This is a genomic window from Frankia sp. ACN1ag (assembly GCF_001414035.1).
Classification (GTDB): domain Bacteria; phylum Actinomycetota; class Actinomycetes; order Frankiales; family Frankiaceae; genus Frankia; species Frankia torreyi.
Genome location: NZ_LJPA01000024.1, coordinates 54,326 through 81,300 on the forward strand (window position 1 = coordinate 54,326; position 26,975 = coordinate 81,300).

22 protein-coding genes and 6 pseudogenes are annotated in these 26,975 nt (G+C 72.9%); 16 read left to right on the plus strand and 12 right to left on the minus strand.

Features of this window, described 5'->3' with window-relative positions; all coding sequences use genetic code 11:
- Positions 1-94 precede the first annotated feature (94 nt).
- The 3 genes from UK82_RS20660 to UK82_RS20670 all read left to right on the plus strand — a co-directional run bounded on the left by UK82_RS20660 (position 95) and on the right by UK82_RS20670 (position 2,952).
- A complete protein-coding gene (locus UK82_RS20660; RefSeq protein ID WP_055408808.1) occupies positions 95-1,105 on the plus strand; it encodes a hypothetical protein in 1,011 nt (336 codons plus the stop codon).
- A gap of 98 nt (positions 1,106-1,203) precedes the next feature.
- Positions 1,204-1,947: a 3-hydroxyacyl-CoA dehydrogenase family protein gene (locus UK82_RS20665; protein ID WP_236706220.1), complete on the plus strand. Its 744-nt coding sequence runs from the start codon at positions 1,204-1,206 to the stop codon at positions 1,945-1,947.
- A gap of 213 nt (positions 1,948-2,160) precedes the next feature.
- Complete coding sequence (locus tag UK82_RS20670) at positions 2,161-2,952, plus strand: SDR family NAD(P)-dependent oxidoreductase (protein ID WP_044885028.1); 792 nt, start codon at positions 2,161-2,163, stop codon at positions 2,950-2,952.
- Between the two features lie 37 nt (positions 2,953-2,989).
- On the opposite strand, the gene UK82_RS20675 is transcribed toward UK82_RS20670, so the two are convergent.
- Together UK82_RS20675 and UK82_RS20680 are read right to left on the minus strand one after the other, a co-directional pair.
- Positions 2,990-4,165, minus strand: coding sequence for a thiolase family protein (locus UK82_RS20675; protein WP_055408810.1), 1,176 nt, complete (start codon positions 4,163-4,165; stop codon positions 2,990-2,992).
- The gene (locus UK82_RS20680; protein WP_055408812.1) at positions 4,162-4,626 is read right to left on the minus strand and encodes a Zn-ribbon domain-containing OB-fold protein; all 465 of its coding nucleotides are present in this window, start codon (positions 4,624-4,626) and stop codon (positions 4,162-4,164) included. The genes UK82_RS20675 and UK82_RS20680 overlap by 4 nt, the downstream gene beginning before the upstream one ends.
- 106 nt (positions 4,627-4,732) lie before the next feature.
- Here UK82_RS20680 and UK82_RS43010 point away from each other — a divergent pair, with 106 nt between their 5' ends.
- The 6 genes and pseudogenes from UK82_RS43010 to UK82_RS20690 all read left to right on the plus strand — a co-directional run.
- Positions 4,733-5,056: a DUF1028 domain-containing protein gene (locus tag UK82_RS43010; protein WP_370657146.1), complete on the plus strand. Its 324-nt coding sequence runs from the start codon at positions 4,733-4,735 to the stop codon at positions 5,054-5,056.
- The coding region (locus tag UK82_RS39055; protein ID WP_236706233.1) for a PLP-dependent aminotransferase family protein at positions 5,043-5,801 on the plus strand (759 nt) is incomplete at its 3' end. The genes UK82_RS43010 and UK82_RS39055, both read left to right, overlap by 14 nt.
- A gap of 1 nt (position 5,802) precedes the next feature.
- A pseudogene (locus tag UK82_RS39060) lies at positions 5,803-6,127 on the plus strand (PLP-dependent aminotransferase family protein); the annotation flags it as partial.
- A 1-nt stretch (position 6,128) separates the two neighbouring features.
- A pseudogene (locus tag UK82_RS41865) lies at positions 6,129-6,248 on the plus strand (hypothetical protein); the annotation flags it as partial.
- 94 nt (positions 6,249-6,342) lie between these two features.
- Positions 6,343-6,466, plus strand: a pseudogene (locus UK82_RS39065) (D-alanine--D-alanine ligase); the annotation flags it as partial.
- 1 nt (position 6,467) lies between these two features.
- Positions 6,468-7,311 (plus strand): annotated as a pseudogene (locus tag UK82_RS20690) (D-alanine--D-alanine ligase); the annotation flags it as partial.
- 115 nt (positions 7,312-7,426) lie between these two features.
- Here UK82_RS20690 and UK82_RS20695 read toward each other — a convergent pair.
- Positions 7,427-7,681, minus strand: a pseudogene (locus UK82_RS20695) (nuclear transport factor 2 family protein); the annotation flags it as partial.
- Positions 7,682-8,044: 363 nt separating this feature from the next.
- Between UK82_RS20695 and UK82_RS20700 the strand changes: the two are divergent.
- Positions 8,045-9,250: an ABC transporter substrate-binding protein gene (locus tag UK82_RS20700; protein ID WP_055408816.1), complete on the plus strand. Its 1,206-nt coding sequence runs from the start codon at positions 8,045-8,047 to the stop codon at positions 9,248-9,250.
- A 73-nt stretch (positions 9,251-9,323) separates the two neighbouring features.
- Here the strand turns inward: UK82_RS20700 and UK82_RS20705 are convergent, their stop codons facing one another.
- The 4 genes from UK82_RS20705 to UK82_RS20720 form a co-directional block, all read right to left on the minus strand.
- Positions 9,324-10,508, minus strand: a complete 1,185-nt coding sequence (locus UK82_RS20705) for a cytochrome P450 (RefSeq protein WP_044884971.1) — start codon at positions 10,506-10,508, stop codon at positions 9,324-9,326.
- Positions 10,505-10,999 carry a nuclear transport factor 2 family protein gene (locus UK82_RS20710; RefSeq protein ID WP_044884972.1) on the minus strand — a complete coding sequence of 165 codons (495 nt, stop codon included), beginning with the start codon at positions 10,997-10,999 and terminating at the stop codon, positions 10,505-10,507. Before UK82_RS20710 ends, UK82_RS20705 begins: the two co-directional genes overlap by 4 nt.
- A 73-nt stretch (positions 11,000-11,072) precedes the next feature.
- Positions 11,073-11,930 carry an SDR family NAD(P)-dependent oxidoreductase gene (locus UK82_RS20715; protein WP_044884973.1) on the minus strand — a complete coding sequence of 286 codons (858 nt, stop codon included), beginning with the start codon at positions 11,928-11,930 and terminating at the stop codon, positions 11,073-11,075.
- 61 nt (positions 11,931-11,991) lie between these two features.
- Positions 11,992-12,960: an LLM class flavin-dependent oxidoreductase gene (locus tag UK82_RS20720; RefSeq protein ID WP_236706221.1), complete on the minus strand. Its 969-nt coding sequence runs from the start codon at positions 12,958-12,960 to the stop codon at positions 11,992-11,994.
- 207 nt (positions 12,961-13,167) lie between these two features.
- Between UK82_RS20720 and UK82_RS20725 the strand changes: the two genes are divergently transcribed.
- The 3 genes from UK82_RS20725 to UK82_RS20735 are packed head-to-tail and all read left to right on the plus strand — an operon-like array spanning position 13,168 to position 16,300.
- Positions 13,168-14,541, plus strand: coding sequence for an acyl-CoA dehydrogenase family protein (locus UK82_RS20725; protein ID WP_236706222.1), 1,374 nt, complete (start codon positions 13,168-13,170; stop codon positions 14,539-14,541).
- Positions 14,538-15,599 (plus strand): phosphotransferase family protein, encoded by a 1,062-nt coding sequence (locus UK82_RS20730; RefSeq protein WP_044884975.1) that lies wholly within the window; start codon positions 14,538-14,540, stop codon positions 15,597-15,599. The genes UK82_RS20725 and UK82_RS20730 overlap by 4 nt, the downstream gene beginning before the upstream one ends.
- Positions 15,596-16,300: a TetR/AcrR family transcriptional regulator gene (locus tag UK82_RS20735; protein WP_055408819.1), complete on the plus strand. Its 705-nt coding sequence runs from the start codon at positions 15,596-15,598 to the stop codon at positions 16,298-16,300. The genes UK82_RS20730 and UK82_RS20735 overlap by 4 nt, the downstream gene beginning before the upstream one ends.
- A gap of 603 nt (positions 16,301-16,903) precedes the next feature.
- On the opposite strand, the gene UK82_RS20745 is transcribed toward UK82_RS20735, so the two are convergent.
- The gene (locus UK82_RS20745; RefSeq protein ID WP_044884978.1) at positions 16,904-17,719 is read right to left on the minus strand and encodes an SDR family NAD(P)-dependent oxidoreductase; all 816 of its coding nucleotides are present in this window, start codon (positions 17,717-17,719) and stop codon (positions 16,904-16,906) included.
- 249 nt (positions 17,720-17,968) lie between these two features.
- Between UK82_RS20745 and UK82_RS20750 the strand changes: the two genes are divergently transcribed.
- Both UK82_RS20750 and UK82_RS20755 read left to right on the plus strand, forming a co-directional pair.
- Entirely contained in the window at positions 17,969-19,924 is a 1,956-nt protein-coding gene (locus UK82_RS20750) for a bifunctional 3-(3-hydroxy-phenyl)propionate/3-hydroxycinnamic acid hydroxylase (protein WP_236706223.1), read from the plus strand.
- Between the two features lie 190 nt (positions 19,925-20,114).
- Positions 20,115-20,774 (plus strand): hypothetical protein, encoded by a 660-nt coding sequence (locus UK82_RS20755; protein ID WP_052681052.1) that lies wholly within the window; start codon positions 20,115-20,117, stop codon positions 20,772-20,774.
- Positions 20,775-21,033: 259 nt separating this feature from the next.
- Here UK82_RS20755 and UK82_RS20760 read toward each other — a convergent pair whose 3' ends face one another.
- The 4 genes and pseudogenes from UK82_RS20760 to UK82_RS43020 all read right to left on the minus strand — a co-directional run.
- Complete coding sequence (locus UK82_RS20760) at positions 21,034-21,477, minus strand: hypothetical protein (RefSeq protein WP_152989959.1); 444 nt, start codon at positions 21,475-21,477, stop codon at positions 21,034-21,036.
- 33 nt (positions 21,478-21,510) lie between these two features.
- On the minus strand, positions 21,511-21,987 hold the full coding sequence (locus UK82_RS20765) for a hypothetical protein (RefSeq protein ID WP_044884980.1): 477 nt from the start codon (positions 21,985-21,987) through the stop codon (positions 21,511-21,513).
- Positions 21,988-22,076: 89 nt separating this feature from the next.
- Positions 22,077-23,072, minus strand: a pseudogene (locus UK82_RS43015) (caspase domain-containing protein); the annotation flags it as partial.
- A 98-nt stretch (positions 23,073-23,170) separates the two neighbouring features.
- On the minus strand, positions 23,171-24,768 hold a 1,598-nt coding region (locus UK82_RS43020), incomplete at its 5' end, for a CATRA conflict system CASPASE/TPR repeat-associated protein (protein WP_396230604.1).
- 304 nt (positions 24,769-25,072) lie between these two features.
- Here UK82_RS43020 and UK82_RS20780 point away from each other — a divergent pair.
- Entirely contained in the window at positions 25,073-26,959 is a 1,887-nt protein-coding gene (locus UK82_RS20780) for a hypothetical protein (RefSeq protein ID WP_055408828.1), read from the plus strand.
- Positions 26,960-26,975: the final 16 nt, after the last annotated feature.

Sequence of the window (26,975 nt, forward strand, 5' to 3'; positions counted from 1 at the left end):
GATCCTCGCGGCGACGACCCGCAGACCGTAGGAGCCTCGCCGTATTAATGTCAACCCGCGAGTCGAGTAAACACACGTCCCCAGGGGGTCCCTCGTGATCACTCTCCTCGGATCCGCGACCTGGCACAACGGCCACGTTGACGGCGCCATCCGGGACATCCGCCGCCCGTTACCCGAGGACGGCCTGCTGAGCGGGGCCGTCCTGCGGATGGGTGACCCCGACGCGGGCCCCGTCGTCGCGATGTCCATCGAGGGCCGGATCTTCCCTCGCAAGGCCCCCGTGCACCTGCACAAGAGCGACAGCTTCCGGATGGCGCTGGGCGAGCCGATCCGGGTGGGCGGCACCAGCTACGCCCACGGCGAGTTCCGCCTCCAGCGGGCCGACGCCTTCTACGGCCCGGAGTACTGGACCGACGAGGTCGGCACCAACCAGCTCCTGCTGATGGCCGACCGGCGCGGACTCAAGCCCTACCTGACCGACGCGCAGCTCCAGCGGCTCGCCGACACCGCCCTCGCCGACGACGTCAGCCTGGAGGGGGTGGCGATGCTCCCCCGCGACGCCGACGTCCCGCACGCCATCGCCAACAGCTTCGGCGCCGTCCTGCGCCCGAGCCACTTCGACGCCGGCTTCACCGACACGACCCGATGGTCGACGCTCAGCGACGGCAGCCGCCTGGCCGCCGTCGCGCTGGGCGACCGCGAGTCCGGCGTGCTCCTGCTGTGCTGGGACCGGCCGCCGGGCGCCGCCGCGCTGCCCGGCTTCCGCCTCGGCACCGACCTGGTCCGGCTCGTCGTCGAGGGATCCTGCCGGATCGGCGCGCCGGGCACCGCCGCCGGCTCGACGGGCAGATCGACAGACGGATCGGGTGACCGGACGGACGGCGCCGGCGAGGTCGAGCTCGGCCGGCTCGGCTTCCGGCTCCAGCAGGAGGGCACCTGGCACGGAACGTCGCGCTCCGGCCCGGCCGGGTCGAAGGAGCTGTGGATCGTCGCCGACCGACGGGCATGGCCGCCGCTCACCGCGGCCGGACCGCCCGAGGGGCTGTTGGCGGAGGCGGGCGCCGAGGTGGCGGCGCTGACCTCCCGGCTGGCGACCGCCGCATGACCGCCGGCGACAACTCGGCCGGCGCCGCCGGGACCTCGGCGAGGCCGGAGACCTCGGGAACCGCAGAAGCCGCACGGACCACGGGAGCCGCAGAAGCCGTGACGGCCGTGGGGACCGTGGGGGTGATCGGCGCGGGGGTGATGGGCGCGGGGATCGCGCAGGCGGCGGCGGTGGCCGGCTGCGCGGTGGTCTGCGTCGACACGAGCGGCGCGGCCCGCGAGCGCGCCCGCCGCCAGCTCGTCGAGGGCCGCTTCGGGCTGCGGGCCGCGGTCGAGCGCGGGAAGCTGGCCGCCGCGGACGTCGACCGGGTGGCCGCGAGGATCGCCTGGGAGTCCGAGCTGTCGGCCGTCGCCGGCGCGGCGGTGGTCATCGAGGCCGTGCCGGAGGACCTCGCGTTGAAGGTCCGGGTGTTCCGCGAGCTCGACCGGGTCGCCGCCGCCGGCGCGGTCCTCGCCACCAACTCCAGCGGCTTCCCAGTCGGGGCGCTGGCCGCGGCGACCGACCGGCCCACCCGGGTCCTCGGTTGGCACTGGTCGTCACCCGCGCAGATCATGCGCTTCGCCGAGATCGTCGTGACCGAGCACACCGACCCGGACGCCGTCGAGACGGTGACCCGGCTCGCCCACGGGCTGGGCAAGAACCCGGTCGTCGTGCGCGACGCCCCGATGTCCTGGGGCTACGTCGCCAACCGGGTCTACTGGGCGGCGGTGGCCGAGGCGCGCCGGATCGTCGCCGAGGGGGTCAGCACCGAACGCGACGTCGACCAGTTGCTGGTCGACTGCTTCCGCTGGCCCGTCGGACCATTCACGATGATCCAGGGCGCCACGGCAGGCTGGACGTAGCCAGCTCGCGGACTCCCGATCCATTGTGGATCACGGTGTTCCGCGGAACCGCGCCATCCAGCCCAGCCCCAGCCCCAGCCCCAGCCCCAGCCGGGCGATCATGGAGATTCCGCGGCGCCGGGCAACCCCGTCGCAGCCTCCCCGACTCCCCCTGCCCGGACCAAGCACGACGACAGAACTGCATCAGGGACGAATAATCTTCAGGAGCGCATGATGCCCGGTCTCACCTTCGATCTGTCCGGCCGCGCCGCCGTGGTCACCGGCGCCAGCAGGGGCATCGGCGCGGCGTGCGCGCGTGCTCTCGACGCCGCGGGCGCGCGGGTGGCCGTCGTCGCCCGCGGCAGCGCGGGCCTGGCCGCCGTCGCCGACCAGCTCGTCAACAAGCCGGTCACGATCAGCGCGGACCTCACCGTCGAGGCCGACGTGCGGCGGGTGGCCGACCAGGCCCTCGAGGAGCTCGGCGACGTCGACATCCTGGTGAACAACGCCGGGCTCGGCTGGCACCAGCCGCCGGAGGCCATCACCGCGAAGCCGCTGGACCTGCAGCTCAACCTCAACCTGCGCAACGTCATCCTGCTGACCTCGTGGCTCGCGCCGTCGCTGCTGCGGACGCGGGGATGCGTGGTCACGATGTCGTCGGCGGCGGCCTACGGCGGGGACGTCGAACAGGCCGTCTACGCGGCGACGAAGGGCGGGCTGAACACCCTGACCCAGAATCTCGCCACCGCCTGGGGCGATCGGGGGGTGCGGGTCAACGCCGTCGCGCCCGGCTTCGTCGACACCGACATCTGGCAGCCACTGGTCGCGGCCCTCGGCGAGGAGGGCTACCAGCGGTTTCGCCGGGCGACGGCGGCCGGCATCCCGCTGCGGCGCTGGGCAAGCGCCGACGAGATCGCGACCGTCGTGCTGTTCCTGTGCTCCGACGCAGCGTCCTACCTCACCGGCCAGACGCTCGTCGTCGACGGGGGCGGCGCCCCGCTCCCGAGCCGGCACCTCCCGGCCTGACCCGAGCCGCCGGGGCGGTGGCTCGGCGGGCGGCCGGTCAGCCGCTGACGAGGATCGTCGAGCGGTTCGTGCCGGCCATGCCACCGGTGATCACCGCGCTGCGGGCGGCGTCGACCTGGCGATCCCCCGCGTCGCCACGCAACTGCTGCACCGCCTCGATCACGGAGCCGAAGCCCTGCGTGGCGCGCCCCTCGCTCAGGTTGCCCCCGTGCGTGCACACCGGAACCCGGCCGTGCAGCCGCAGCCGCTGCTCATCGTCGGACCATGACTCGCGCAGCAGCGCCGGGCCCTCCCCCGGCCCGGTGTACAGGGCCTCCAGCCACAGCATCGCCAGGATCGTGAACCCGTCGTACGGGTAGGCGAGGTCGATGTCGGCGGGGGTCAGGTCGCTGCGGGCGAACAGGTTGGCGACGGCGCGGCGGGCGGCGAGCCCGTCCGCCTCGGGCCACAGCAGCCCGTCGTTGCGCTCCGGCAGGGCGCTGGCGAACGCCTCGACGAGCACGGGCGGGTGCGGCAGGTCGCGGGCCCGGCGCTCGGTGGTGACCACGACGGCGAGCGCGCCGTCGATCGGCGCGTCCATGTCGAGCAGGCACATCGGATCGTCGATCATCGGGGCGGCGAGGTAGTCCTCGACGGTCAGCGGGGCGCGGAAGACCGCCCGGGGGTTGCGGGCGGCGTTCGTCCGGTTGTTGACGGAGATCCGGGCGAAGTCCTCCCGGGTGCTGCCGTGGCGCGCCATGTGCTCCCGCATCACCCGCGCGGCCCACAGCATCGAACCGCCGTGTTCCACCAGCGCGTGGTCGAGGCCGGGGTCGAACTCGTGCGCCGGGGCCTGGCGCAGCGGGTCACCGCGGCCGACGACCGAGGTGTTCGCCCACCGATACTTGCCGTGGTAGCACAGCGCGTAGTCGCAGTTGCCCGTCAGCACCGCGTTCGCCGCCGTGGACAGCGCCGTGACCGACGGCGGCTGCGCCGTGTCCCACCAGCGGACGTCGGGTAATCCCAGCGCGTCGACGACGTACCCGGGCCACAGTGTCGGGGAGTCCGTGCCGTAGACGCCGATGACCCCGTCGATCGCGTCCCGCGCGACCCCGCTGTCAAGGACCGCCGCCCGGGCGGCCCGGGCGATGAGACTGCCCGGCCCCACGCCGCTGTCACGCGCCAACTCCGACCACCCGATCCCCACAATCGCGGCCCGCTCCCGCCCGCTCACGCCCCCGCCTCCCCCGCGCCGCCGTCCGCAGCGCCCTCGTCCGCAACACCGCCAACCGCACCGCCGTCCGGCCGGGCCGGGGCGGCGTCGACCGGCCCGAACTGCGGATACACACCGCCGGCGTCCTCCCACCAGCCGAGCGCCAGCGGCATCCCGCGCGTGACCCGCTCCGGCTCGATCCCCACGATGCGGGCCAACAGTCGGACGCCCGGCGCCTCAGCCAGTGCCACGACCCCGCTGACGACCGGTGGCGACCCGGGCGCGACGCGGGGCAGGGAGTACGACACCAGCCGTCCCGCCCCGCCGAGCGCGGTCCCCACCAGGGCATCCGACCAGCAGCCGGGGCAGAACGGCCGCGGCGGGAAGACCCAGGTGCCGCAGTCCTTGCAGCGGTCGACGCGCAGCTCCCGCCGCTGCCACCCCTGCCACAGCTCGACGGTGTCGTGATTGATCCGAGCCATCCTGACCCCCAGCCGCCCGGCAACTTTTTCTCGACTCGCGAGTCGAGCATATATCCAGGGCCTGGTCGCCGACCCCGCGGAGGGATAGCGAAGGGATCGAGTAGGGATGGCGGCGTCGACCGTCAGGGTCGTATGGGTGACGGTCTCGATCGTGGCGCGTGATCCCGAGACCGGTCGGCTGGGAGTCGCGACCGCGAGCCGGGTCCTTGCCGTGGGCGCGGGCGTCCCGCACCCGCGTCCGGGAGTGGGCGCCGTGGCGGTGCAGGCGGGGCGCCGCGGCGGTGGGGAATCTGGCGCACGCCCCGGCGTCGCCGGACACCGGGCGCTGACGGCGTCATCCGTTGCGGGGCAGGGTAGTGTCGCGGGGCGTGACTCTCGATCGGTGGCGGGATCGGTACGCGCAGCGCGCCCAGGGGATGATCGCGAGTGAGGTTCGGGCGCTGTTCGCGGTCGCCTCCCGGCCCGAGATCGTGTCGCTCGCCGGGGGCATGCCGGCGGTCGACGCGCTGCCGCTGGAGGCGGTTGCGGCGACCGTGTCGGAGCTGGTGCTGAGCCGCGGGGCGGTGGCGCTGCAGTACGGCTCGGCGCAGGGTGATCCGGGTCTGCGGGCACGGATCTGCGACGTCATGGCGATGGAGGGCATCACCGACGCCCATCCCGACAACGTGGTGGTGACGGCGGGCTCGCAGCAGGCGCTCGACCTGCTCACCCGCGTGTTCGTCGATCCCGGCGACGTCGTCGTCACCGAGGGGCCCACCTACGTCACGGCGATCAACACGTTCGCGGCCTACCAGGCACGGATCGTGCACGTGCCGATGGACGGCGACGGCCTGTCGCCGGGCGCACTCGCGCAGACGCTGGAGCGGCTGGCTACCGAGGGCGCCCGGGTGAAGCTGCTCTACACGGTCCCGACCTTCCAGAATCCCGGCGGGATCACGCTGACGCCGCCGCGGCGGGCCGAGGTGCTGGAGATCTGCCGGCGCGCCGGGGTGCTGGTCGTCGAGGACAACCCGTACGGGCTGCTGTCGTTCACGGGTGAGCCGGTGCGGGCGATGCGCGCCGACGCCCCCGACGACGTCGTGTACCTGGGATCGTTCTCGAAGACGTTGGCGCCGGGACTGCGGGTCGGGTGGGCGCTGGCCCCGGCGCCGGTGGCGGCCCGGCTGGTGCTGGCCNCCGAGTCGGCGATCCTGTCCCAGTCGATGTTCACTCAGCTGGTGGTCGAACGGTATCTGGCGACCCAGCCGTGGGCGGAGCAGGTGAAGGTGTTCCGGGAGATGTACCGGGAGCGTCGCGACGCCATGCTCGACGCCCTGGCCGAGTCGATGCCCGCCGGCGCCACCTGGACCCGGCCGGACGGCGGGTTCTTCGTCTGGGTGACGCTGCCGGGCGGGGTGGACACCCGGGCGATGCTGCCGCGGGCGATCGCCGCCCGGGTCGCCTACGTTCCCGGGGCCGGGTTCTACGCCGACGGGTCGGGTGGCAGCAGCATGCGGTTGTCNTTCTGCTACCCACCACCCGAGCGCATCCGCGACGGGGTCGGCCGGCTGGGCCGGGTCGTGCGGGACGAGCTGGCCCTTCGGGACACCTTTGCCCCTGACGCCGTCGCCGACTGCCCATGACACCGTCGCCGACTGCCCATGACACCGTCGCCGACTGCCCATGACCCCGTCGCCGACCGGCCCTGATGTGCCCGACACCGCGAAGGACGCGATGATGACCGATCTGGGCCGTGTGCTGATCCTCGCCGGGGGGCTCTCGCCCGAGCGCGAGGTGTCGCTGCGATCGGGCGGGAGGCTGCGCGACGCGCTGACCCGCATCGGGGTCGAGGCCGACCTGGNCGACGTCGATGCCGCGACGCTGCCCGCGCTGGCCGCCGACCCGCCCGACGTGGTGTTCCCCGTGCTGCACGGGACGTCGGGTGAGGACGGCACGATCCGCGAGGTCCTGGACCTCTACGACCTGCCCTACGTGGGCGCCGCGCCGCCGGCCTGCCGGGTGGCGTTCGACAAGGCGACGGCGAAGGCGGCCGTCGGCGCCGCCGGGGTGGCGACGCCGGCGGCGGTGACGCTGCCCCGCGAGGCGTTCCACGACCTGGGCGCCGCCGCGCTGATCGAGCGGATCGTCGCCCGGCTGGGACTGCCGGTCGTGGTGAAGCCCCGCGCGGGCGGGTCGGCGTTCGGGGTCAGCCGGGTCGACGACGCGGGCGGACTCGCCGAGGCGCTGATGAGCTGCTTCGGCTACCACGACTCGGCCCTGATCGAACGGGCGGTCGCCGGCATCGAGATCACCGTCGGCGTCGTCGACACCGGCGACGGGCCGGTCGCGTTGCCGGCGGTCGAGATCGAGCCGGCCGCGGGGGTGTACGACTACGCCGCCCGCTACACGGCGGGCGCGACCGCGTTCTTCACCCCGGCCCGCCTCGACGACGCGGTGCTGCGCGCCGCCGCCGCGACCGCCGTCACCGCGCATCGCGTGCTGGGCCTGCGCGACCTGTCCCGCACCGACATGATCGTCGACGCGGCCGGCGTCGCGCAGTTCCTGGAGGTGAACGTGGCCCCCGGCATGACCGACACGAGCACCTGGCCGATGGGCCTGCACGCCGCCGGCCTCGACTTCGCCGTGCTCTGCCGCGACCTGGCGGCCCGAGCGCGCACGCGCCGCGACGCCGCTCACGCCGGCTGACCGCGACGGCTGACCGCGGCGGCCGATCGCGGCGCCGGCTCGACAGACACTCCGACCGACACTCCGGCGGAACGCGGTCAACCCACCCGGCCTTGGCCTGACAGCCGCGCCCGCATCAGGGCGAGCGGTGTGGCATCGGCTCGGCCAGTGCCGCCCGCCACGGGGGCGGGGCGAAGGGGTCGGCGAAGTACTGGGTCTCGTGGACGACGAGGCCGCCGGAGAATTCCATGATGCTCACCGGGTGGGACGGCACGCCGTCGTAGCTGATCACGCACTCGCTCACCCACAGATCCCCGCCGCCGCTGGTCCGAAGCACCGTGAAATGGCGATCCGCCGGATGGCCACCGCGTTGCGTCGCGATGGTCGCGCGGCAGCCAGGCGGCTTCGCCGAAGAGAACCGGGCGTGTCGTGACGCGGGCGGGCCGTGGTTGCCGGCCGACCCGCGACGATGCCCTGGTGGGCACTCGCCCGGCGGCCCGCGGCCGGCCGGAAATCCCGCTCATGCCCCGCCGGCATATTGGTTTACCTGCTGTATACGTGCACCCTAAGCTGCCGAGATGACGGATACCCGTTCGATACCAATACCGCATTCCCGCCCGGCGGCCGCCGCCGGCGGCGATGCCGCATTCCCTGGCGGCCCCATTCCGGGCGCCCGTCCGCTCGACCGGACGCACGGCGAATTGACCCATGCCCTTTCCCCCGACGACCGTCCGACCCCGGAGTTTCCCCTCTTATGCGCCGCTGTTCCCGCCTAGCCCCCGCACTGGCCCTGCTCGCCGCCGCGACGCTGACCGGCTGTGCGTCCCATGAGGCGAAAGCGGCCGGGTGCGTCAGTCCCGGAGTCACGCCGAACGAGGTGAGAATCGGGCTGCTCTATCCCGACTCCGGTGTTCTCGCGCCTACCTTCAGTTCCTCCCGGGCCGGCATCGACGCCCGCATCGGCCTGGCCAACGAGCGCGGCGGCGTCCACGGCCGGAAGATCGTCTACGACTGGCAGGACGACCGCGGGACCGCCGACGCGAACAGCCAGGGTGCCCGCACCCTGGTGGAACGGCAGAACGTCTTCGGCGTCATCGAGTCCTCCTTCTCCGCCAGCGGCAGCGCCCAGTACCTCGCCGACCGTGGCGTCCCCGTGACCGGAATCGCGACCGAGAACATCTGGTCGCACTACCGGAACATGTTCTCGTTCTCCTATACCGACGGGAACGCGGTCGACACATTCGGCACCTTCGTGCACAACCGTGGGGGAAAACGCGTCCTGCTGGTTCAGGCCGCGTTGTCCGCGAGCGTCTCGGAGCTCACCTCGAAATACGACCAGAGCATCCGGGCCGCCGGGCTCGACCTGGCCGGCATCCTGAGCTACTCGTCGCAGGCCGACAATCCCGCGGAAACCGCGCGACGGATCGCCGAGTCGGGCGCCGACACGGTCATCTTCCTCATCCAGCCGCCCGACTACCTCCAGGTGCTGAGCGCCCTGCGCGGCGCCGGTCGGCTACCGGGGCTCGTCATGGCGGTCACCGGTTATGACCGGCAACTCCTGGAGACCGCGGGCGCGCAGATGGCCGGGCTCGTCATCCCCGTCTTCTACCGCCCGTTCGAACTCGGCGGCGCCGCCGTCGAAACCTACGAGAAGGCGGTGACCCGCTTCGCCCCCCAGATCCCGCAGGCGCAGCACGACTTCGCGTTGATGTCCTACGTCGACACCGACATGTTCATCCGTGGGCTGGAGGCGGCCGGGCCCTGCCCCACCCGGCGGGCGTTCATCGACGGGCTGCGGTCGGTGACGGACTACGACGCGGACGGTCTGATCGCGCCGATCGACATCGCCCACGGGCTCGGCAGAACGACGAACTGCTACTCGTTCGTCCAGGTCAACCCTACGGGCACGGCCTTCGACGTGGTCGACCGGGACCGCTGCGGACGGGAGATCACCCCGTAGCGGTCCGCTGCCCGGCGCGGGCTCTCCCCGGTCACCCGACCGGGGAGAGCCCGCCCCCCCCGGGGGGGCGCCGTCACCAGGTGGCGGGCAGGTGCGCGGGGCCCATGACGAAGTTCGACCGGGTCCACTCCATCTCGCCGTCGGGGTGGATGTCGGGGAAGGCCCGCAGCAACGTGGTGATCATCGCGATCGCCTCCGCCCGGGCCACGTGGGCGCCAAGGCAGAAGTGCTGGCCGAGGCCGCTGAAGGCGAGGTGGCGGTTGGGCGTGCGGGTGATGTCGAACCGCTCCGGGTCGGTGAACTCCCCCGGATCCCGGTTGCCGGCGCCGTAGTAGACGCACACCTTGTCCCCGGCGCTGATGCGCCGCCCGCCGATCTCGACGTCGCGCAGGGCGGTCCGGCGGTTGTACACCACCGGCGTGACCCAGCGCAGCATCTCCTCGACGGCGGCGGGCATCCGGCCGTCCAGGTCCGCCAGCAGAAGCTCGCGCTGGTCGGGATGGGTGAACAGGGCGTGTAGGCCGCCGCCGATCAGGTGCCGGGTGGTGTCGCCGGCGCCGACGATGAGCAGGGTCATGTTGGCCGAGAAGTTCTCCAGGCTCATCGGCGCCCCGTCCAGCTCGCAGGCCGCGAGCATCGAACAGACGTCGTCGCCGGGGTTCGCCCGGCGGTCCTCCCACACCTGGATCGAATACTGGATCAACGCCTCGGTCGCGCCCTGGCGCTCCTGCTCGGTGTAGGCGCCGCCGCCGAGGCCGATCTCGATGTACTCGTAGAGGCGCACCGCGTCGTCGCGGGGAATGCGCAGCACGTCGGCCGTCACGTAGGCCGCGATCTTCCCGGCCACGTCCACGGCGAGATCGCACCCGCCGGCCGGGCGGATCTCGGCGACGATCGCCTCGGCGGCGTCGACGAAGCGGGTCATCCGGCGGCGCACCGCCGAGGGCATGAACCCGGGGACGACCGCGCGGCGGATCACCGTGTGCAGCGGCGGGTCGAGGTTCACCATCGACTTGTCCTCGGTCTCCATGAAGTCCTCGATCATGGAGACCGGCCAGTGGGAGAAGTTCTCGTCGTCGCGGTTGACGGCGCGGATGTCCTCCCAGCGGGTGACGGCCCAGAAGCCCGGCCCGTTCGGCTCGTCGTTCCAGTGCACGGGATCATGCTCGCGCAGCCGGGCGTAGAGCCCGTACGGATGCCCGTGCTCGAAGCTCGCCAGGGAGTACAGGTCGATCGACTCGGTCTCCAGGATCGTCATGCGCTCGCTGCTCCCGCGGTCGAGACCGCCGGCGCCGCGGCGGGCAGAGTGATCTCCTCGAGGATGGTCGCCGAGAGGGTCGTGATCGCGAGGCGACCGTCGGCCTCGCGCATCGTCACGTGATAATCGCCGACACCGTGGGCGGTGCCGTCGGCCCGGCCCAGCCAGTACTGGAAGTAGCTGCGCACGTCGACGGAGCCGTCGGGCTCGACGTCGACGAGCAGGTTGGACACGAGGTGGCGGGCCCACTGCCGCTGGTCGAACAGCGAGGCGAGGATGTCCACCACGGTGTCGCGCCCGGCGAAAACCTGCTCGCTTCCCGGGCCGCCCTCGACGGTCCCGCCGGCCACCACGAGGGCGGCGTCCGGGGCGAGGACCTCCCGCAGGGCGCCCGCGTCGCCCTGGTCGATCGCCCGGCAGTAGCGGTACAGGACCCTGCCCGCGCGCCAGCCGATCTCGGCCGGCCCGCGGTCGTCCGGTAAGTCTGGCATGCAGCTTCTCCTTTTCGTCCCATCAGCGTTGTCGTCCGATCACCGCTTTCGCCGGATCAGCGATTACGCCGGATCAGCGGTCGATGACCATCCAGAGGTTCGCCACCGAGCTGCCGGCGTCGCAGACGACCGCCTGCCCGTTGACGAGCGAGGCCTCGTCGGAGACCAGGAAGCGGTGCACCCGTGCCACCTCCGCCGGGTCCGCGGCCCGGTTCATCAGCGCCTGCGCCCCCGGCCCGCCGACCGGCCCGGCCGAGGCCGACACCGACGCCGGCGCCTCCGCCGCGTCCGCCCGGGCCTGCGCCTCGGCCTGGGCCATGAGTACCGGCAGCACGTCGGTGTTCGCCAGCAGGTTGGTGGCGACGCCGCCCGGGCACGCGCAGTTGACCCGGATCCGATCGGTGACCAGCTCGAAGGCGAGGGCCCGCACGACGGCGACGATGCCGCCCTTCGACGCGCTGTACGCGGCCTGCCCGGCCACGCCGGTGAGCCCGGCGATCGACGCGGTCGCCGACATCGCCCCGCCACCCGCGCGGCGCAGGGCCGGGACAGCGGCGGCGAAGGTGCGGATGGTGCCCGCGAGGTTGATGTCGAGGATGGCCGTCCACCGCTCCTCGTCGAGGTCCTCCAGTCGCCGCGCCACGGCCGGACCGCCCACCGTGCCCGCGTTCGCGATCACCGTGTCGAGGTGGCCGTAGGTGGACTCGGCGGCGGCGACGGCCGCCCGCACCTCGTCGGCGCGGCGCACGTCCACCCGGTGGAAGATGGCCTCGCCGCCGGCCGCGACGATCTCCTTCGCCACCGCCTCCCCCTGCTGGTCGATGTCGGCGACGATGACCCTGGCCCCGTCGGCGGCGAGCACCCTCGCGGTAGCGGCGCCGATGCCCGACGCCGCCCCGGTGACGAGTGCCACCCTCCCCCGCAGACTCATGATGATCTCCGATCCTGGATCTTCCGATGGGCCCGCGCAACAGTTGTGATGAAGTGGCTGCTCAGAGTGCCTTCGCCGCGGCCGCAAGGCCTTCGATCAGCTCTCCCGCCTCCGCGGCCGAGCGCAGGCGGTGGTTGGGGCCGGCGACGGCCATGGTCGCCCCGGCCTCGAGGTAGGGCTCGGCGGCGGCGACGGTGCGCGCCGCGTCGATCCCCCCGGCCGCGTCGAGCACCGGCGGCAGCGGCACCCGCACGACGAGCGTCGCCGGGTCGCGCCCGGCATCGGCGTACGCCGAGCGCAGCGCGGCCACGCCGGCGCGCACCTGCTCGGGGGTGACGCCCACCGGCGTCCACCCGTCGCCGAGACGGGCGATGCGGCGGACGTTCGCCGCCGTCGCGGCCACGCCGTAGTAGAGCGGGATGCGGCCCTGGACGGGCACGGGCCGGGCGATCAGGCCCTCGAGGCGGCCGGCGCCAGGGCCAGCGTCGTCACCGCGGGCAGCGTCACGGGCGGCGGCGTCACCGCGGGCGGCGTCGTCACCGCGGGCGGCGTCGAGCGGCAGGGAGAACGGCTGCTCGCCCCAGGCCAGCCGGCAGGTCTCGATCACCTCGTCGAAGCGGTGCCGCCGCTGCGCCCAGGCCAGCCCGACGCCGGCGTACTCCTCGAGCTGCCAGCCGGTCCCGACGCCGAGCTCGACCCGCCCGCGGGAGATCACGTCAAGCGTCGCGACCTCCTTGGCGAGCACGAGGCCGGCCCGCAACGGGGCGAGCAGCACCGCGGTCGACAGCCGGATCCGCTCGGTGACCGCGGCGACCGCGGCCAGCGACAGCAGCGGATCGGGCCAGGCGGTGTCGGGCGGGTGGCCCCACGGCCCGTACGGGTAGCGCGAGGTGTCGGGCGCCATCACGAGGTGCTCGCCGAAACACAGCGAGTGCAGCCCGGCCGCGTCAGCCTGCCGGGCCATCGCGAGGAAGGCGTCGAAGTCGCCGCCGGGAGCCAGGCCGGGCCGGGCGAACAGGCAGAGGTCCACGGGGGCGATCTCCCTCCAGCACCGGCGCGGCCGGTCCCCCGGCACCGTCGCCGCGAGGATTCGCCGACCGTAAGATCGCTCCCGATTTTTGTCAACCCAACGGTCGACGGAACAGCCCGCCCCCCGTACCGCCCCTTGATCGCAAACAGACCCGCCCCTAAGTCCTCCGCTTGACGTTCTAAAGCAGGTGGCTTAGAAATCGACGTCATGGCGTGGGACTTCGAGACGGACCGGGCGTTCGCCGAGCAGCTCGAGTGGGTCGACGCGTTCGTGCGGGAGGAGGTCGAGCCGCTGGATCACGTCCTGCGGGAGCCGTTCGACAAGACCGACGAGGTGGCGAACGCGATCGTGCGTCCGCTGCAACAGTCCGTGCGGGAGCGCGGGCTGTGGGCCGCCCACCTCGGCCCCGAGCTCGGCGGGTCCGGCTACGGGCAGGTACACCTCGCGCTGCTCAACGAGATCCTCGGCCGCTCACGCTGGGCGCCGTCGGTGTTCGGCTGCCAGGCGCCGGACTCCGGCAACGCCGAGATCCTCGCCCACTTCGGCACGCCCGAGCAGCGGGCCAGCTACCTCCAGCCGCTGCTCGACGGCCGGATCAGCTCGTGCTACTCGATGACCGAGCCGCAGGCCGGCGCCGACCCGACGCTGTTCCGCGCCTCCGCCCACCTCGACGGCGACACCTGGGTCCTGCGGGGCGAGAAGTGGTTCTCCACCAACGCCCGCTACGCCAGCTTCTTCCTGGTCATGGCGATCACCGATCCGGACGCCGGCCCGTACGAGCGCGCCAGCATGTTCATCGTGCCGGCGGGCACTCCCGGCTTGGAGATCATCCGTAACGTGGCGCTCGGCCACGAGGCGGCCGAGCTCGGCGCGCACGGGTACGTCCGCTACGACGACGTGCGCATCCCGGCCGATCACCTGCTCGGGCAGCGCGGTCGGGCGTTCGCCATCGCCCAGACCCGGCTCGGCGGCGGCCGCATCCACCACGCCATGCGGACCATCGCCATGGCCCGCCGGGTCTTCGACGCGATGTGCGAGCGGGCGCTGTCGCGCCAGGTGCGCTCCGGCCCGCTGGCCTCGCTCGGCGTGGTGCAGGAGCAGATCGCCGACAGTTGGATCGAGATCGAGCAGTTCCGCCTGCTGGTGCTGCGCACGGCCTGGCTGATCGACAAGCACAACGACTACCGTCGGGTCCGCCGCGACATCGCCGCGGTGAAGGTGGCGATGCCGAAGGTGCTGCACGACATCTCCCGCCGCGCGCTGCACCTGCACGGCGCGCTCGGCATCTCCAACGAGATGAACTTCGTCGAGATGCTGGTCGCCGCGGAGCTGCTCGGCCTCGCCGACGGTCCCACCGAGGTGCACCGGGTCACGATCGCCCGCGAGGTCCTCAAGGACCACCGCGCGGTCGAGACGCTGTTCCCGAGCGACCACCTGCCCACCCTGCGAGAGGCCGCCCTCCGCCAGTTCGCGGGCCGCCTCGGCACCGTCGACAACGACAACGACATCGACAACGACAACGTCGGCGTCGGGCTCGGTAACGGCGGTCCCGTCAACGGCGCCGCCCCCGCGCCGGCATGAACGGCGGCGCGGACGACCCGGCGGGCACCGTGCCCGGGGTGGACCTCGGCCGGCTGGCCGCGTGGATGGACGGTCAGGGTCTGCCGGCGGGGCCGATCACCGCCGTCGAGCGGCTCGCCGGCGGCACCCAGAACGTGCTCGTGCGCTTCGACCGCGGTGGGCTGCGGTTCGTGCTGCGCCGCCCGCCGGTGCACAAGCGGCCCGACAGCGACCGGACGATGCGCCGGGAGGCACGTGTGCTCGCCGCCCTGGCGTCCACCGACGTTCCGCATCCCCGGCTGATCGCCGCCTGCTCCGATGAGGCCGTCCTGGGCGCGGCGTTCTACCTGATGGAACCGGTCGACGGCGCCAATCCGACGGTCGAGCTGCCCGCCGGCTACCGGACCTCGGCGGGCTGGCGACACCGGCTGGGTCTCGCGATGGCCGAGGGGGCCGCCGCGATCGCCGCCGTCGACCACGCCGGCGCCGGCCTCGCCGACCTGGGCAAACCCGCCGGCTACCTGGAACGGCAGGTCGGCCGCTGGCGCGGTCAGCTCGAGGGCTACCGCACCCTGCCGGGCTACCCGGGACCCGAGGCGCCGGAGCTGGACGCGATCGGCGCCTGGCTGGACGCCCACCGGCCCGACGACTTCCGCCCCGGGCTGGTGCACGGCGACTACCATCTCGCCAACGTGCTCGTGACGGCGGACCGCCCGGCGCTCGCCGCGATCATCGACTGGGAGCTGGCGACCATCGGCGATCCCCTGCTCGACCTGGGCGGCCTGCTCACCACCTGGCCCGGTCCCGAGGGGCCGCCGCCCGGGGCACCGGGCGTGCGTCCCTGGGACGGGTTCCCCACGGCAGCCGAGCTCGTCGCCCGCTACGGCGAGATCAGCGGCCGGGACCTGCGATCCCTGCCCTGGTACGAGGTCCTCGCCGGCTACAAGATCGGCATCATCCTGGAGGGGACCTACGCCCGCGCCTGCGCCGGCCAGGCCGACCCCGCCGTCGGCCGGCAGTTGCGCGCCACCGCCCGGCGGCTGTTCGCCCGGGCGAGCGCGCGGATCGCGACGGCATGAGCGGCGAGCACACCCGCCGCGACCTGCTGCTGGCCGCCGAGCGGCTGTTCGCCGCCGGCGGCATCGACGGCCCCAGCATGCGTGAGATCAGCAAGGCCGCCGGGCAGCTCAACACGAGCGCGCTGCAGTACCACTTCGGCGACCGGCAGGCCGTCCTCGCCGCGATCATCGACCGGCATCACCGGGACATCGAGACCCACCGGCTCGGCCTGCTCGACGCCCTGGAGCTCGACGGGGAGCCCCCCGGGGAGCTCGACGGGGAGCCCGCTGGGGAGCCCGCCGGCGAGCCCGGGCTGCGCGCGCTGGCCGCCGCGCTCGTGCTCCCCCAGGCGGCCCGCCTGGACCATCACGACGGCGGACCCGAGTACCTGCAGATCATCGCCGAGGTGACCGCGCGCCCCGAACGCTTCGCGGCCAGCTTCGCGGCGGCGTCGGCCGCGCCGAGCATGGTCCGCTGGCGCGCCCTGGTCACGCCCTTTCTGCCGCCCGCCGCGGTGGGCCCGCCGCTGCACCGCCGGTTCGCGGCGATCCGCTTCCTCAACGGGGAGCTGGCCACCCGCGCCCGGGAGCACCACCGCCCGGACCACCGCCTGTTCGCCAGTCACCTCGTCGATCTGGTGACGGCGATCCTCGCCGCCCCGGTCTCGGCGCAGACCAGCCGGCACATCCACTCCGGCACGCCGAGCCCCGCCGACCGGTAGGGTCGGAATGCGGCGCGACCGCCGGATGAGGGCCGAACGCGCAGCTCATCGGGTCGAGCCCGGGCGGGTCGAGCAACCGGGGCGGCCCGGGATCGGTAGTGCCCGCGGCCGTGCCGCGCGGCCTTCAGGGGGAGCGAGGCACCGCGGGCGATGCTTCGGTACACGCTGCCGGTGACGCACCGGCCGGACCGCGACGGCGTGCTGAGCCAGCACCGCCACGTCCCCTTCTTCCTGGCTCTGGAGATCGCCTCGCAGGCCTGGGCGCGGGCGCTCGCGACGACCTGTTCGGGGCTGCTCGCCCCCGCCGACCTCGCCGTCGTCGANGTGGCCAGCAGCTACCGCCGGGAGCTGTTCACCGGCGACGTCCTGTTCGACGTCACCCTGGCGAAGTTCGGCACCAGCTCGCTGACCTTCGCCCTGGAACTCACCCAGCACGATCACCCGGCGGCGAGCCTGACCGCGACCCTGGTGAAGGTCGACGACGACCGGCTGCACTCGATGCCCTTCACCCCCGAGCAGCGGGCCGGCCTGGAGCGGCTCCTGCTCGCCTGAGCACCACGCCGGGCGTCGTCCAGGCCCGGTCCCGTCCCCGGGAACGGGGGCCTACCAGGGGAGGTCGGCGAGCAGCGCCTCGACGCGCGCCCGCACCCCCGCGGCCGTCTCCGGGTTGGTGAGGATGTGGACCCGGTCGGCCTCGACGCCCTCGAGCGCGATCCGGGCGACGTCCGCCGGCAGCAGGACGCCGGCGCCGCGCTGCGCCGCCCGGTCGGCGAGGGTGTCCGTCGGGTCGGGCGTCGCCGCCCCCGCCGGCTGGTTCGCCCGCGACGTCTCGCCGAGCGCCGTCGCCACCGGCCCCGGGCACAGCACGCTCGCGCCGAGGGTGGGAGCGACCCCCCGAAGCTCCAGGTTGAGCGTCTCGGTCAGCCCGATGACGGCGTGCTTGACGGCGTTGTACGGCGTCAGCGTCGGCAGCGGCATGAGGCCGCCGACGGAGGCGGTGTTGAGGACGTGGCCGCCGCCCTGGCGGATCAGATGCGGCACGAAGTGGTGCACGCCGTGGACCACCCCGAGCAGCGCCACGTCGATCAGCCAGCGCCAGCTGGCCAGGCTCTGCTCCCACATCGGTGCCGGCCGGCTCACCACCCCGGCGTTGTTGCACACCAGGTCCACCCGGCCGAACCGGTCGATCGTGGCCGCGGCGAGGGCGCCCACCTGGTCGGCGTCGCCGACGTCGGCCGCGACCGCGAGCGTGGTGGCCCCCGTCGCGGCGAGCGTGGCGGCGGCCCGCTCGACGGCGTCGGTCTGCACGTCGGACAGGACGACGGCCACGCCCCGGGCCGCGAGCGCCTCGGCCAGCCCGTACCCGATCCCGCTGGCCGCCCCCGTCACCACTGCGACCTGCCCCTGCTCGATCCTCATGTCCGCATCCTGCCGGGAATCACCCCCGGACGTCGACGTCGGCCTGAACCGTGCAGGTAAGGGCACTCACCGTCCTCGCGGACCCGATGGAGGCGTTCGTTCGCCTTTCGGTATCCGCTGACGGACAGACTTCGTGCCACAGCGGAGCCGGCCGTTGCGCAGCGCAGAAAGGTCATCTACCTTCCGTCACTGGACGGTTCGCGGAACGGCCACATGAAGGGACACGAACCTGTGGACGACGATGTCCAGGTGCTGGCCCCAGGGCGACCGGCACTGTCGCTGCCATCACCGCGGCCGGCCGGATCGCACAAGGACCCGCAGCTCCGGGATGACCCGCAACTCCGGGATGACCCGCAGGTCCAGGACGACCCGCAGGTCGACGTGCTGATCGCGGGCTACGGCCCGGTCGGCGCGGTGCTGGCCGCCCTGCTCGGCGGACGCGGGCTGTCGGTGGCCGTCGTCGAGCCGCAGCACGAGCCCGTACCACTGCCCCGCGCGGTGAGCCTCGACGAGGAGGTCCTGCGCCTCCTGGTCCGGCTGCCGGGCCTCGGTGACCTGATCGACCACGTCCACGCCTCCGAGCGCAGCACGATCCTCGGGCCAGGCCGGCGGGTCCTGATCGAGCTGGGTCTCGGCGAGAGCGAGCTCGGCATGCCCGCCGCCGCGTTCTTCCACCAGCCCACCCTCGAACGTGACCTGCGCGCCGGCATCGCCACCCTGCCGACGGTCCGGCTTCACCTCGGCCGCGCCGTCACCGCCCTGCACCAGCACACCAGGTCCGGCACCGGGAACGCGGCCCGCCACGGCCACGACGACGGCCACGACGACGACGGCGTGACCGTCGAGCTGGACGACGGCAGCCGGCTACGCGCTCGGTGGGTCGTCGGCTGCGACGGTGCCGCGAGCCCCGTGCGACGCATGCTCGGCATCGGCTACCAGGGATCAACCTTCACGCAACGCTGGCTCGTCGTCGACGTCACCACCCCGGCGCCGCTGGCGCACCTGCCGTACTTCACCTACAGCTGCGATCCGCGGCGCCCGTCGGTCAGCATGCCCATGCCCGGCGGTCACCGGTGGGAGTGGATGTTGCTCCCCGGCGAGGATCCGGAGCAGATGGCCGCGCCCGCCGGCGTGCGCGCGCTGCTGCGCCCCTGGGTCGACCCGGACCAGGTCCAGGTCACGCGCACGGCCGTCTACACCTTCCACGCCCGTACGGCCGACCGTTGGCGGCGCGGGCGAGTCCTGCTCGCCGGCGACGCGGCGCACAGCATGCCACCGTTCAGCGGGCAGGGCCTGGGCGCGGGCGTCCGTGACGCCGCCGCCCTCGCCTGGCGACTCGACGAGATCCTGCGCGGCCTTGCCCGCGACGACCTGCTCGACAGCTACGAACGGGAACGACGCCGGCACGTCGAGACGGTGATCGCCGGATCGCTCCGGATCGGCCGCGTCCTGCAGACGACCGACCCGGCCCTCTCCCGGCTCACCCGCACCCTCCTGTTCACCCTCGGCCGGACCCCGGGTCTGCGCCAGGCGTTGCGTGGCGGTGCCACCCAACAGCGCCCCCGTCTGCCCGGCCGGGTCGCCGGCCCGCTGCCGGGCGCCGGCCTCGTCCTGCCCAATCCCCGCCTGCGTACCCTCGACGGCCACCGCCGCCAGCTCGACGATCTTCTTACCGACGGGTGGACACTGATCGGCCTCGGCGGTGACCCCGTCGCCGGCCTGGATCCAACGGCGCGCGCCTGGGCGGACCGGCGCGGCGCCACCGCGTTCGCTGTCGTGCCACCCGGCGGTCTGCGAGCGGTCGCCGAGGTGACCTGCCCGGTCTTCGAGGACCTGGACGGCACCCTGGTACGCCTCCTGACCGCCCCCCGCCTGGCCCGCGTGAGCCCCCTGGCCCGCGTGAGCCGCGTGAGCCGCGTGGGCCAGGGGAGCCCGGGCGTGGACGGAAGCTCTGCATCACGGGCCCTCGCCCCGAGACCGAGCGCGCCGAGAGTGAACGCGCCGAGAGTGAACGCGCCGAGAGTCGCCGTCGTCCGACCCGACCGCTTCCTGCTCGGTATCTTCCCGACGCCACCGCGGGGAACTGATCTCCCGGGATTCGCCACGCCTGCCGGCTTCCGGGACACGCCCCGTCCGGATCTCGATCAGGTCGATTGCACCGATTCCGTCGACCTCATCGCCGCGGCGGCGAACCCGTCGCCGTAGTACCGAAAAGGGCCCAGTCCGACGGGCCCAGTCCGACGTGCTCCGTCGCGCTGTGCCATCCAGCACCGCTCCGATGCCTCCGAGGCAGCGGGTACAGTGCGATCAGATCACTTCACGGGCGGCGATATCCGGCGCGGTCACAGTCGATTCCCGGATCCGCGGCGGCCGTGCGTCATGGGTTGGGGGGCCTGTGAGCAGTTCCGGTGGTTCCGACGGCGGCCTGCTCGGCAGCAGGGCCGTCGCCTTCTGGGCGGTGGTCACGGGCATTCTCGCGGTGGTGACCTTCAGCGTAGGCGTCGCGACCAGATTGACGGCCGGGCCCGACGGGCCCACTCCCACCCCGGCCCCGACCATCTCCTACCCCACCTCATCTCCCACCCGGTCGCCATCTGCCACCCGGTCGCCATCGCCCACCCCGACGCCGTCCGAGGACGCCGGCCCGTCCCCCACCGCGCGGACGGCTCCGCCGTGGCCGTTCGCCACCGTCGGCGGGGCCGCGACCTCGCCATACCGGCCGCCCATCGGGACGGCACCGGCCGGTCCCCGGCCGCTGCAGTACACCTTCGCCGGAGCGAGTCAGTACCCGTGCTCGTCGGAGGGCCGGATCCGGTCCCTGTTCCAGGCGCCGGTGCAACTCGTGGTGGAAAACCGCAGCTCCCAGCTCATCCAGCTCTACTATCTCGACGCCACGGGAAACCGGATCGCGCAGACCAGCATTGCGTCCGGCCGCAGCGTTTCCGTGGCGAGCCACCTGGGTGACGCGTGGCTACCCGCCACCGGCCAGGCGGACTGCATCGGCATCTTCGCGCTGCGCGCAACCAGCCGCATCCAGATTTTCGACGCCCGATAGCCCCCGACGCCCGATAGCCCCCGACGCCCGATAGCCCCCGGCGTCGGAGGATGGCCGGTCCCCATCCCCTTCGCGGACTCCACCCGACCGGCCACCGAACGCTCTCGCAGAGCGCGGCGCGTCGCTCGCACCGGAGGTGAAGAGCAGGCAAAAGCTGACCGCGACGGCGTCTCGGCTACGGTCGGAGCGCGGACACGGACCCGCCGCGCCGCGTCACCCCGCGCCGGGCCTCAGCGCGTACCAGAAAGTCCGCACGGGGCTACTCATCGATCTGGCTCGGGGACTGTGCCGTGACCGTGGCGGAGCCGAGTTCGGCCGGGACGTCCAACGCCGTGATCAGCACGTCGATGCGCAGCCGAAGCTCTGTCGGTGGTCCGTTCACGAGACCGGCGGAGGAGTCTGCGGGGTCCACGGCGAGCGGGATGCTTCCGGCCAGGACTGCGCGGGTGTCGGTGTCCCCAAGGGCGCGGTCCGCGAAGTACCTCAGGTCGCGGACCGCGGCGGCGAACAAGCGCGGGTCCTGGTCCGCGAGTGCCTGTTCAAGCTGGCGCAGGGCCGTCGCGACCGTCCTGGTTCTGGCGTCGCGCCGTTGCCAGTGGTGCGGGGGCAGCGACCAGCGGGCCGCCGAGCGGAGCGTCCGCGCGGCCGACGCTCGCGAGTCTTCGTCCGGCCACGGCTGGACGTCCGGTTTACTGTTGGTCATCCGTCCCTCCGCGGACATGGGATCACCACCCCGTCAGCGCCGTAGGCCCGCCGGCCACACGACCGTGACCGGCTTTCCCAGCTGACCGGCGTAGGCGACGACATCGGCCGTACCACCAAGACCGCGGGCCGACAGTCCGTCCCAGACCGCGAGAAGCTCGTCGGCTTCATCGACGACGGCACGGCCCGCCGCGAAGAACGCCTCTTCGGAGGCGGCCCCGAAATCCAGCAGGCACGACTCGTCGGCAAGCCCGAGCAGCTCACGATAGGCGGCGATATCTGTCTCCACCTGAAAGGTCGCGGCATAGTCGTGGCTGGGAATAATCGCCCGAAGCGAGCCGCCGGCCGCGAGCACGGCTCGCGCGAAGAGCTGGTCGGCTCCTGCCGCGAGCGAGCTCAGGCCGACCAGCGGGCGCCCGACCGAGGCGAGGTACGCCTGCATCTCGCGGGTGATGTACGGAACGCCCTCGGGCGGCAGGTTCTGATGACCGGAGAACCCGACGGTGGTCATAGTTTCCCCTGGCGTGCGAGTGTCCAGTAGTGCTCGCCCAGCCGGGTGAGCCGGCAGGCCTTCGAGTTGATGGCGGCCCAATAGAGGTNATCCTCACCGACCGGCTCGACCAGTTTCACGGCGCGCGCGGCCTGGAGCAACGAGAATTCTGCCTCATGTCTGTCGTCGTGCGGCTGCTCAGTCGGCTCGTAGGACGGGTCGAGTGGTAGATGGTAGGTCGACTCCGGAAAGATTTCGGCCAGTTGTCGCAGCTTCTTGCGCGACAGGTCAGGTCGTATCTGCCGGAGCTCGTGAAGTCGGTCTATGTTGGCCTTGAACGTGGGACGCTGGTCCCAGGGCCCGAACATCTCGGTAAGGTAGGCATATAGCCCCGCGAGGGTCACCCTGCCCAGCAGATCCGCCGCGCCCCCCTTCAACGCATGCTCAAGGTGCGTAGCGAAGACCCCACGCCCAGCGGTCTCCGCAGCGGTCTGGTCACCACGGGCGGCGGTGATGATCGAAACACCCGAACGCAATGTCGCGGAGGCGGATCCGAGCTGCGGCACGCTGCCGGCCCTACCGGAGAAGCAGCAGTCGAGGAGTATGACGACCTCGGGAACCGAGCATTGCTGAACCAGCGCGAGAACCTGGGATAGCGGGACGCCCGGCGTCTTTTCGGTTCCGTCCATGGTGGTCAGGACGACGTCGTTCTGCTCCGGGTACCCGTGGCCGGCAAAGTACAGCAGTGCGACGTCGGCCGCCGGGGCGAGCAGTCTCTGCAGGTTGGCCAGCAGGTCGTCCCGGGTGATCAGCTCGCGGTCGCTGGTGAGTGAGACGCAACTGAAATTGGGCTCGTCGTCCTCGTTCCATTGGAGCAGTGGCTCGAGCGCGCGAACGTCACCACAGCACCCTCGCAGACGCCGGAAACTGTCGTACTCGTCGATGCCCACGAGCAGGGCGCGCTTCACCACAGCCCACCCGAATGCCTGGTCAACAAGATTAACCCCCGTAAATCCTGCTTCTGGACGCCGTTTCCGGCGCTCCAGATGATGTACCGCAGAGTGTAGTCTCGTGCGGTCCGTGTCCGTAAGCCCCCCGCCGGCCACCGGCCACCGGGCGCCGCGTCGCCAGCCCGGTCTTCAGGTGCCGCCGCCTGGGCAGCGGGACGGCGAGTCGAAGCGCTCTCTGGGCGGGCGCGTCGCGCTCACTCCGCCGGGGTGCCGGGCGGATCTGCCCACGTGCCTGCGCTGTATCGGTCGGCGATCGCCCGGAAGACCTGATTGTGGCGATAGTGCCGCAGGACCGCACGCAGCAGGTCGCGGTACGGCGTCGCCACGAGCCCGCTTTCCAGCTCGTGGAACACCTCGCCCCACCAGGCCCGCGCACTCAGTCCCGTTTCCGCCGGCAGGCGGCGACGCGGTACGCCCAGCTCCTCGAGGAGCTGGCGTGCCCTGATCAGGTCGGCGTAGACGTCGGCCAGCTCGTCCAGGAGCGTCAGGCGGTCCTCGCCGGCGAGCTGCAGGTCGAACACGGCCCCGTCCACTGGTTCGGAGACGACGCCGAGCCGTTCGCAGACACGCACCACCTCGCGCGCCCGCCGCCCCGCCGTCCGCAGGTAGCCCGCGCCGTCCGCCAGCACACCCAGGAGGTGCTCGGCGCACCGCTGGTCGTCGCCGAACGGGTCGGCATACCCGGTCGGGATGACCTCCCGTGCGGTGAGCGCCCGCATGTTGGCGGCGGCGACCTCCACGTTGCGGCGCAGGTCGTCGATGGTCATCCGGACGGTCTGTTCATGGAAGGAGTCGGTACGAAGCTGGGCGAGCCGTCCCGCGAGGTCCGCGTCCACGCTGTTGACGAGCCGCGAGGACGGGCCGGCGCCGAGCAGGCCCGTCTGGGCCAGCCGTCCGCCGATCTCCTTCGCCGTGCCGTCCAGGCGGTGGCGCAGCCGGTCGGCAGTGGTTCCGGCGGACCAGACCCGGCCCTGCAGCCGCATCTTCGCGGCCTGCGCCAGGTAGAGCGCCAGGGCTGGGGGCGCGGTGTCCCCGGACGACCAGGTCCAGGTACCCAGCGCGGCCTCGCGCGCCGCAGCGGCCAGGACGACCAGCCGACGGAGGGTCCGGTAGTCCCCACCGCCCCCCGGCTCCCAGACGGCGAACCCCGACATGGTCGTGCCCCCGCGGGCCTCCCAGCCCGCGGCACGGGTGAACTCCGGTAACGCCGCCGAGCACGCCCGGGCCAGGGACGGACTCGCCGCGTGGGGGTAGTGCGCGAAGACGTCGAATTCGGGCAGCAGCGCCTGGTAGATCCTGGTCTCGTCCACGAACTCCGAGCGGAACGGCGCGCTTGCCGTCTCCCAGCGAGCGTCCAGCGCCGACCAGCCACCTCGACTCACGGCCACGGTCTCGCCGCCGGACGCACGGGTGGACGCGCCGCCCTCGCCGTCCCCGCTGGCACCGTCTGCGCTGGCACCGTCTCCGCTGGCACCGTCCCCTGAGCGGCGCGGCGACTCGGCGGGCGCGAGGATCGCCGAAAGACACAGCAGAGCGTGCTGGCGCCGCAGCACCGTCTGGAACACGCCACGCCCGTCATCGGGTGCCTGCTGGACAGCGAGCAGGTCGCCCGCCCGAGCGGCGGGCAGGGAACAGGGCAGGTCGGCCGGCACGCCGACCACGTGAGCCGGCTGCGACAGGCCCAGCACCTCGCGGCAGGCGTACCACAGGCCGCGCATCCGCGCGTAGGCCCGTTCCCCAAGCGGGCCCTCGTCGAACGGCGTGACCAGATGGACGACGAGCTCGGCCGAGCNCATACACCCTCCCCACGCCGAGACCGATGATCGACGCAGCTATTGTCGACCTTCGACGGTGGCGGGAACACGGCGGGACTCGATCAGCCACGGCCGAGGCCGCGGCCGTCGCCGACGTGCTTGCCCCCGAGGTGCTCCGATCGCGCGGGTCCGGTCGGCTCAGGGCGGGATCCGGCAGCACGTCGCGCCATAACGGGGGGCAGCATGGCGATGACACCGGGCCGACGAGAAAGCCGACGACCGGGCCACGGACGCAGGCGCGCCAGGATCGGCGCCCGTCTGGCCGCCGCGGTCCTGGCAGCGATGTTCAGCCTGAGCTGGCTCACCGCGCCGGCCGAGGCCTCCGCAGCCACCACCCCCACCACCACCTCGGCGCCCCGGTTCATCACCGCACCGCCGCCGATGCCGGCGGCCGGGCCAGCGGGCTGGCGGTTCGTCGGGCAGGGGCCGGGCCAGACGATTCTCGCGGGCACCCCGGCACGGTGCCCGAGCCAACTGCGACGCTGGGACGGGGTCGCCGGGTTCCGCGTGACGGTGACGCTGTTCGACTGCCAGACGGCCCAGGACGCTGCGGTTGCGCTCTGGTCGCTGACGGTTCAGGCCGTCAACCACGCCCATTACACGCAGACGGAGCTTCCGGATCACTCGCTCCTGCTGGTCTGCGCCCAGAGCCGATCCGGCCCCTGCTCGCTGGACGCGTTGGCCCGGGGTCGGCTGCTCATCGTCGTCGGGGCCGCGGCGCCACCGGGCTCGACCCTCAACGAGGTGGACGTGGTCGAGCGGACGGCGGCGGCCCAGGCCCGGCTGACCCCGGGTCCGAACACCGACATCGTCTCGCAGTGGCGGGCGATCAGCTCCAAACGCGTCAACCAGACCCTCGCCGCGCTGCTGGTCGCCTACCTCACGATCATCGGTCCGTGGGCGATGGCTACCAGGCCGCTGCGCGGCGAACGGTACGGCGTCCGTGCCGGTGACAGTCGGTGGATCGACGTCACGCGACCCGCCAGCCGGCTGAAGCACTGGGTCCGGCTGCGTGCGACAGCGCGAGCCCTGTTCCTCCTTCTCGCCGCCGCGACCGCGGCCCCGGGCAGTATCAGTATCGGCTCAGTTCTGGGTCTCCTCGTGCTGGCGATCCTGGGGTGGATCCGGCCGTTGGGCAGGATCGGCGGCTGGCGGCCGGCCCGGGTACGCGGCCTGCGGGTCTTCGCGTCGCGCAGCGCCTGGATCAGCCTCGTGCTCGGGATCGTCAGCGTCGGCCTGCTCGCGGCGGCGGTGCTGGCGGTCCTGGTCCCGGTAGCGGCGCTCGCGTCGGGCATCTCCCAGTCGCCGCTGTTCGTGGACGGCTCGCTCGACCTGCGCTACGTCAACGTGGCCGGCCTCAATCCGGTGTTGCGGCTGTTCGTGTTCACGCTGACCCTGCCGCCGCAGTACGCTCTCGAGATCGCGCTGGCCACGGCCGTCGGGCTGGTGGCGGCCGCGACGCTGCTGCGCCGGGCCGGCCGGCGCTTCGCGCTTCCCTCGAAGCTTCACCTGCCGCCGCCGTACGTCCTGTATCTGCGGAACTTCAGTGACGACAAGCTCAAGATGTCCCCCAGCGCGATCGGGCGGACCAGCCTGGTGGAACGCCTCAACCCGTTCGCCCGCCAGCCGTTCGAGGAGATCCTCGCCCGCCACCTCAACCGGCTCGCGCCGGTCGTCACGGCCAAGCCGCCGGGCAGCCGCCTACCCACGATCGGCGCCGCGCGGCTGACCCTGCCCACCGGGAAGGACGGGGAGGCGTGGAAGGAGGTGGTCGAAAGGTACGCCGTCGCGGCGAGCGCCGTGGTGGTCGCCGCGACGCCCGAGGCCGTACAGCCCGGCCTGCGCTGGGAACTCGCTCTGCTCGACCGCGACCGCGCGATCGGGCCGGTACTCCTCGTCCTCGGCCCGCACCCCCGCAGGGACCTCGTCACCCGCTGGAGCCTGTTCGTGGCCGCAGCCCGGGTCTACCCCCGCTTCCGCGCGCTGGATTCCTACCGGGACGACGGTCACAGCGGAGCCATCGTCATGGTGCTCGACCCGGCGGTCGGCTGGGTGACGTGGGGCGCCGGGGCGCGCACGGAGTGGACGTACGCCGCCGCGCTGTCCTCCGCGATCGACTATGCCCGCGCCCTGGGCCCGGCATCGGGCCGGATCGCACCGGCCGCGTAGTCGTCGACGCCCCGTG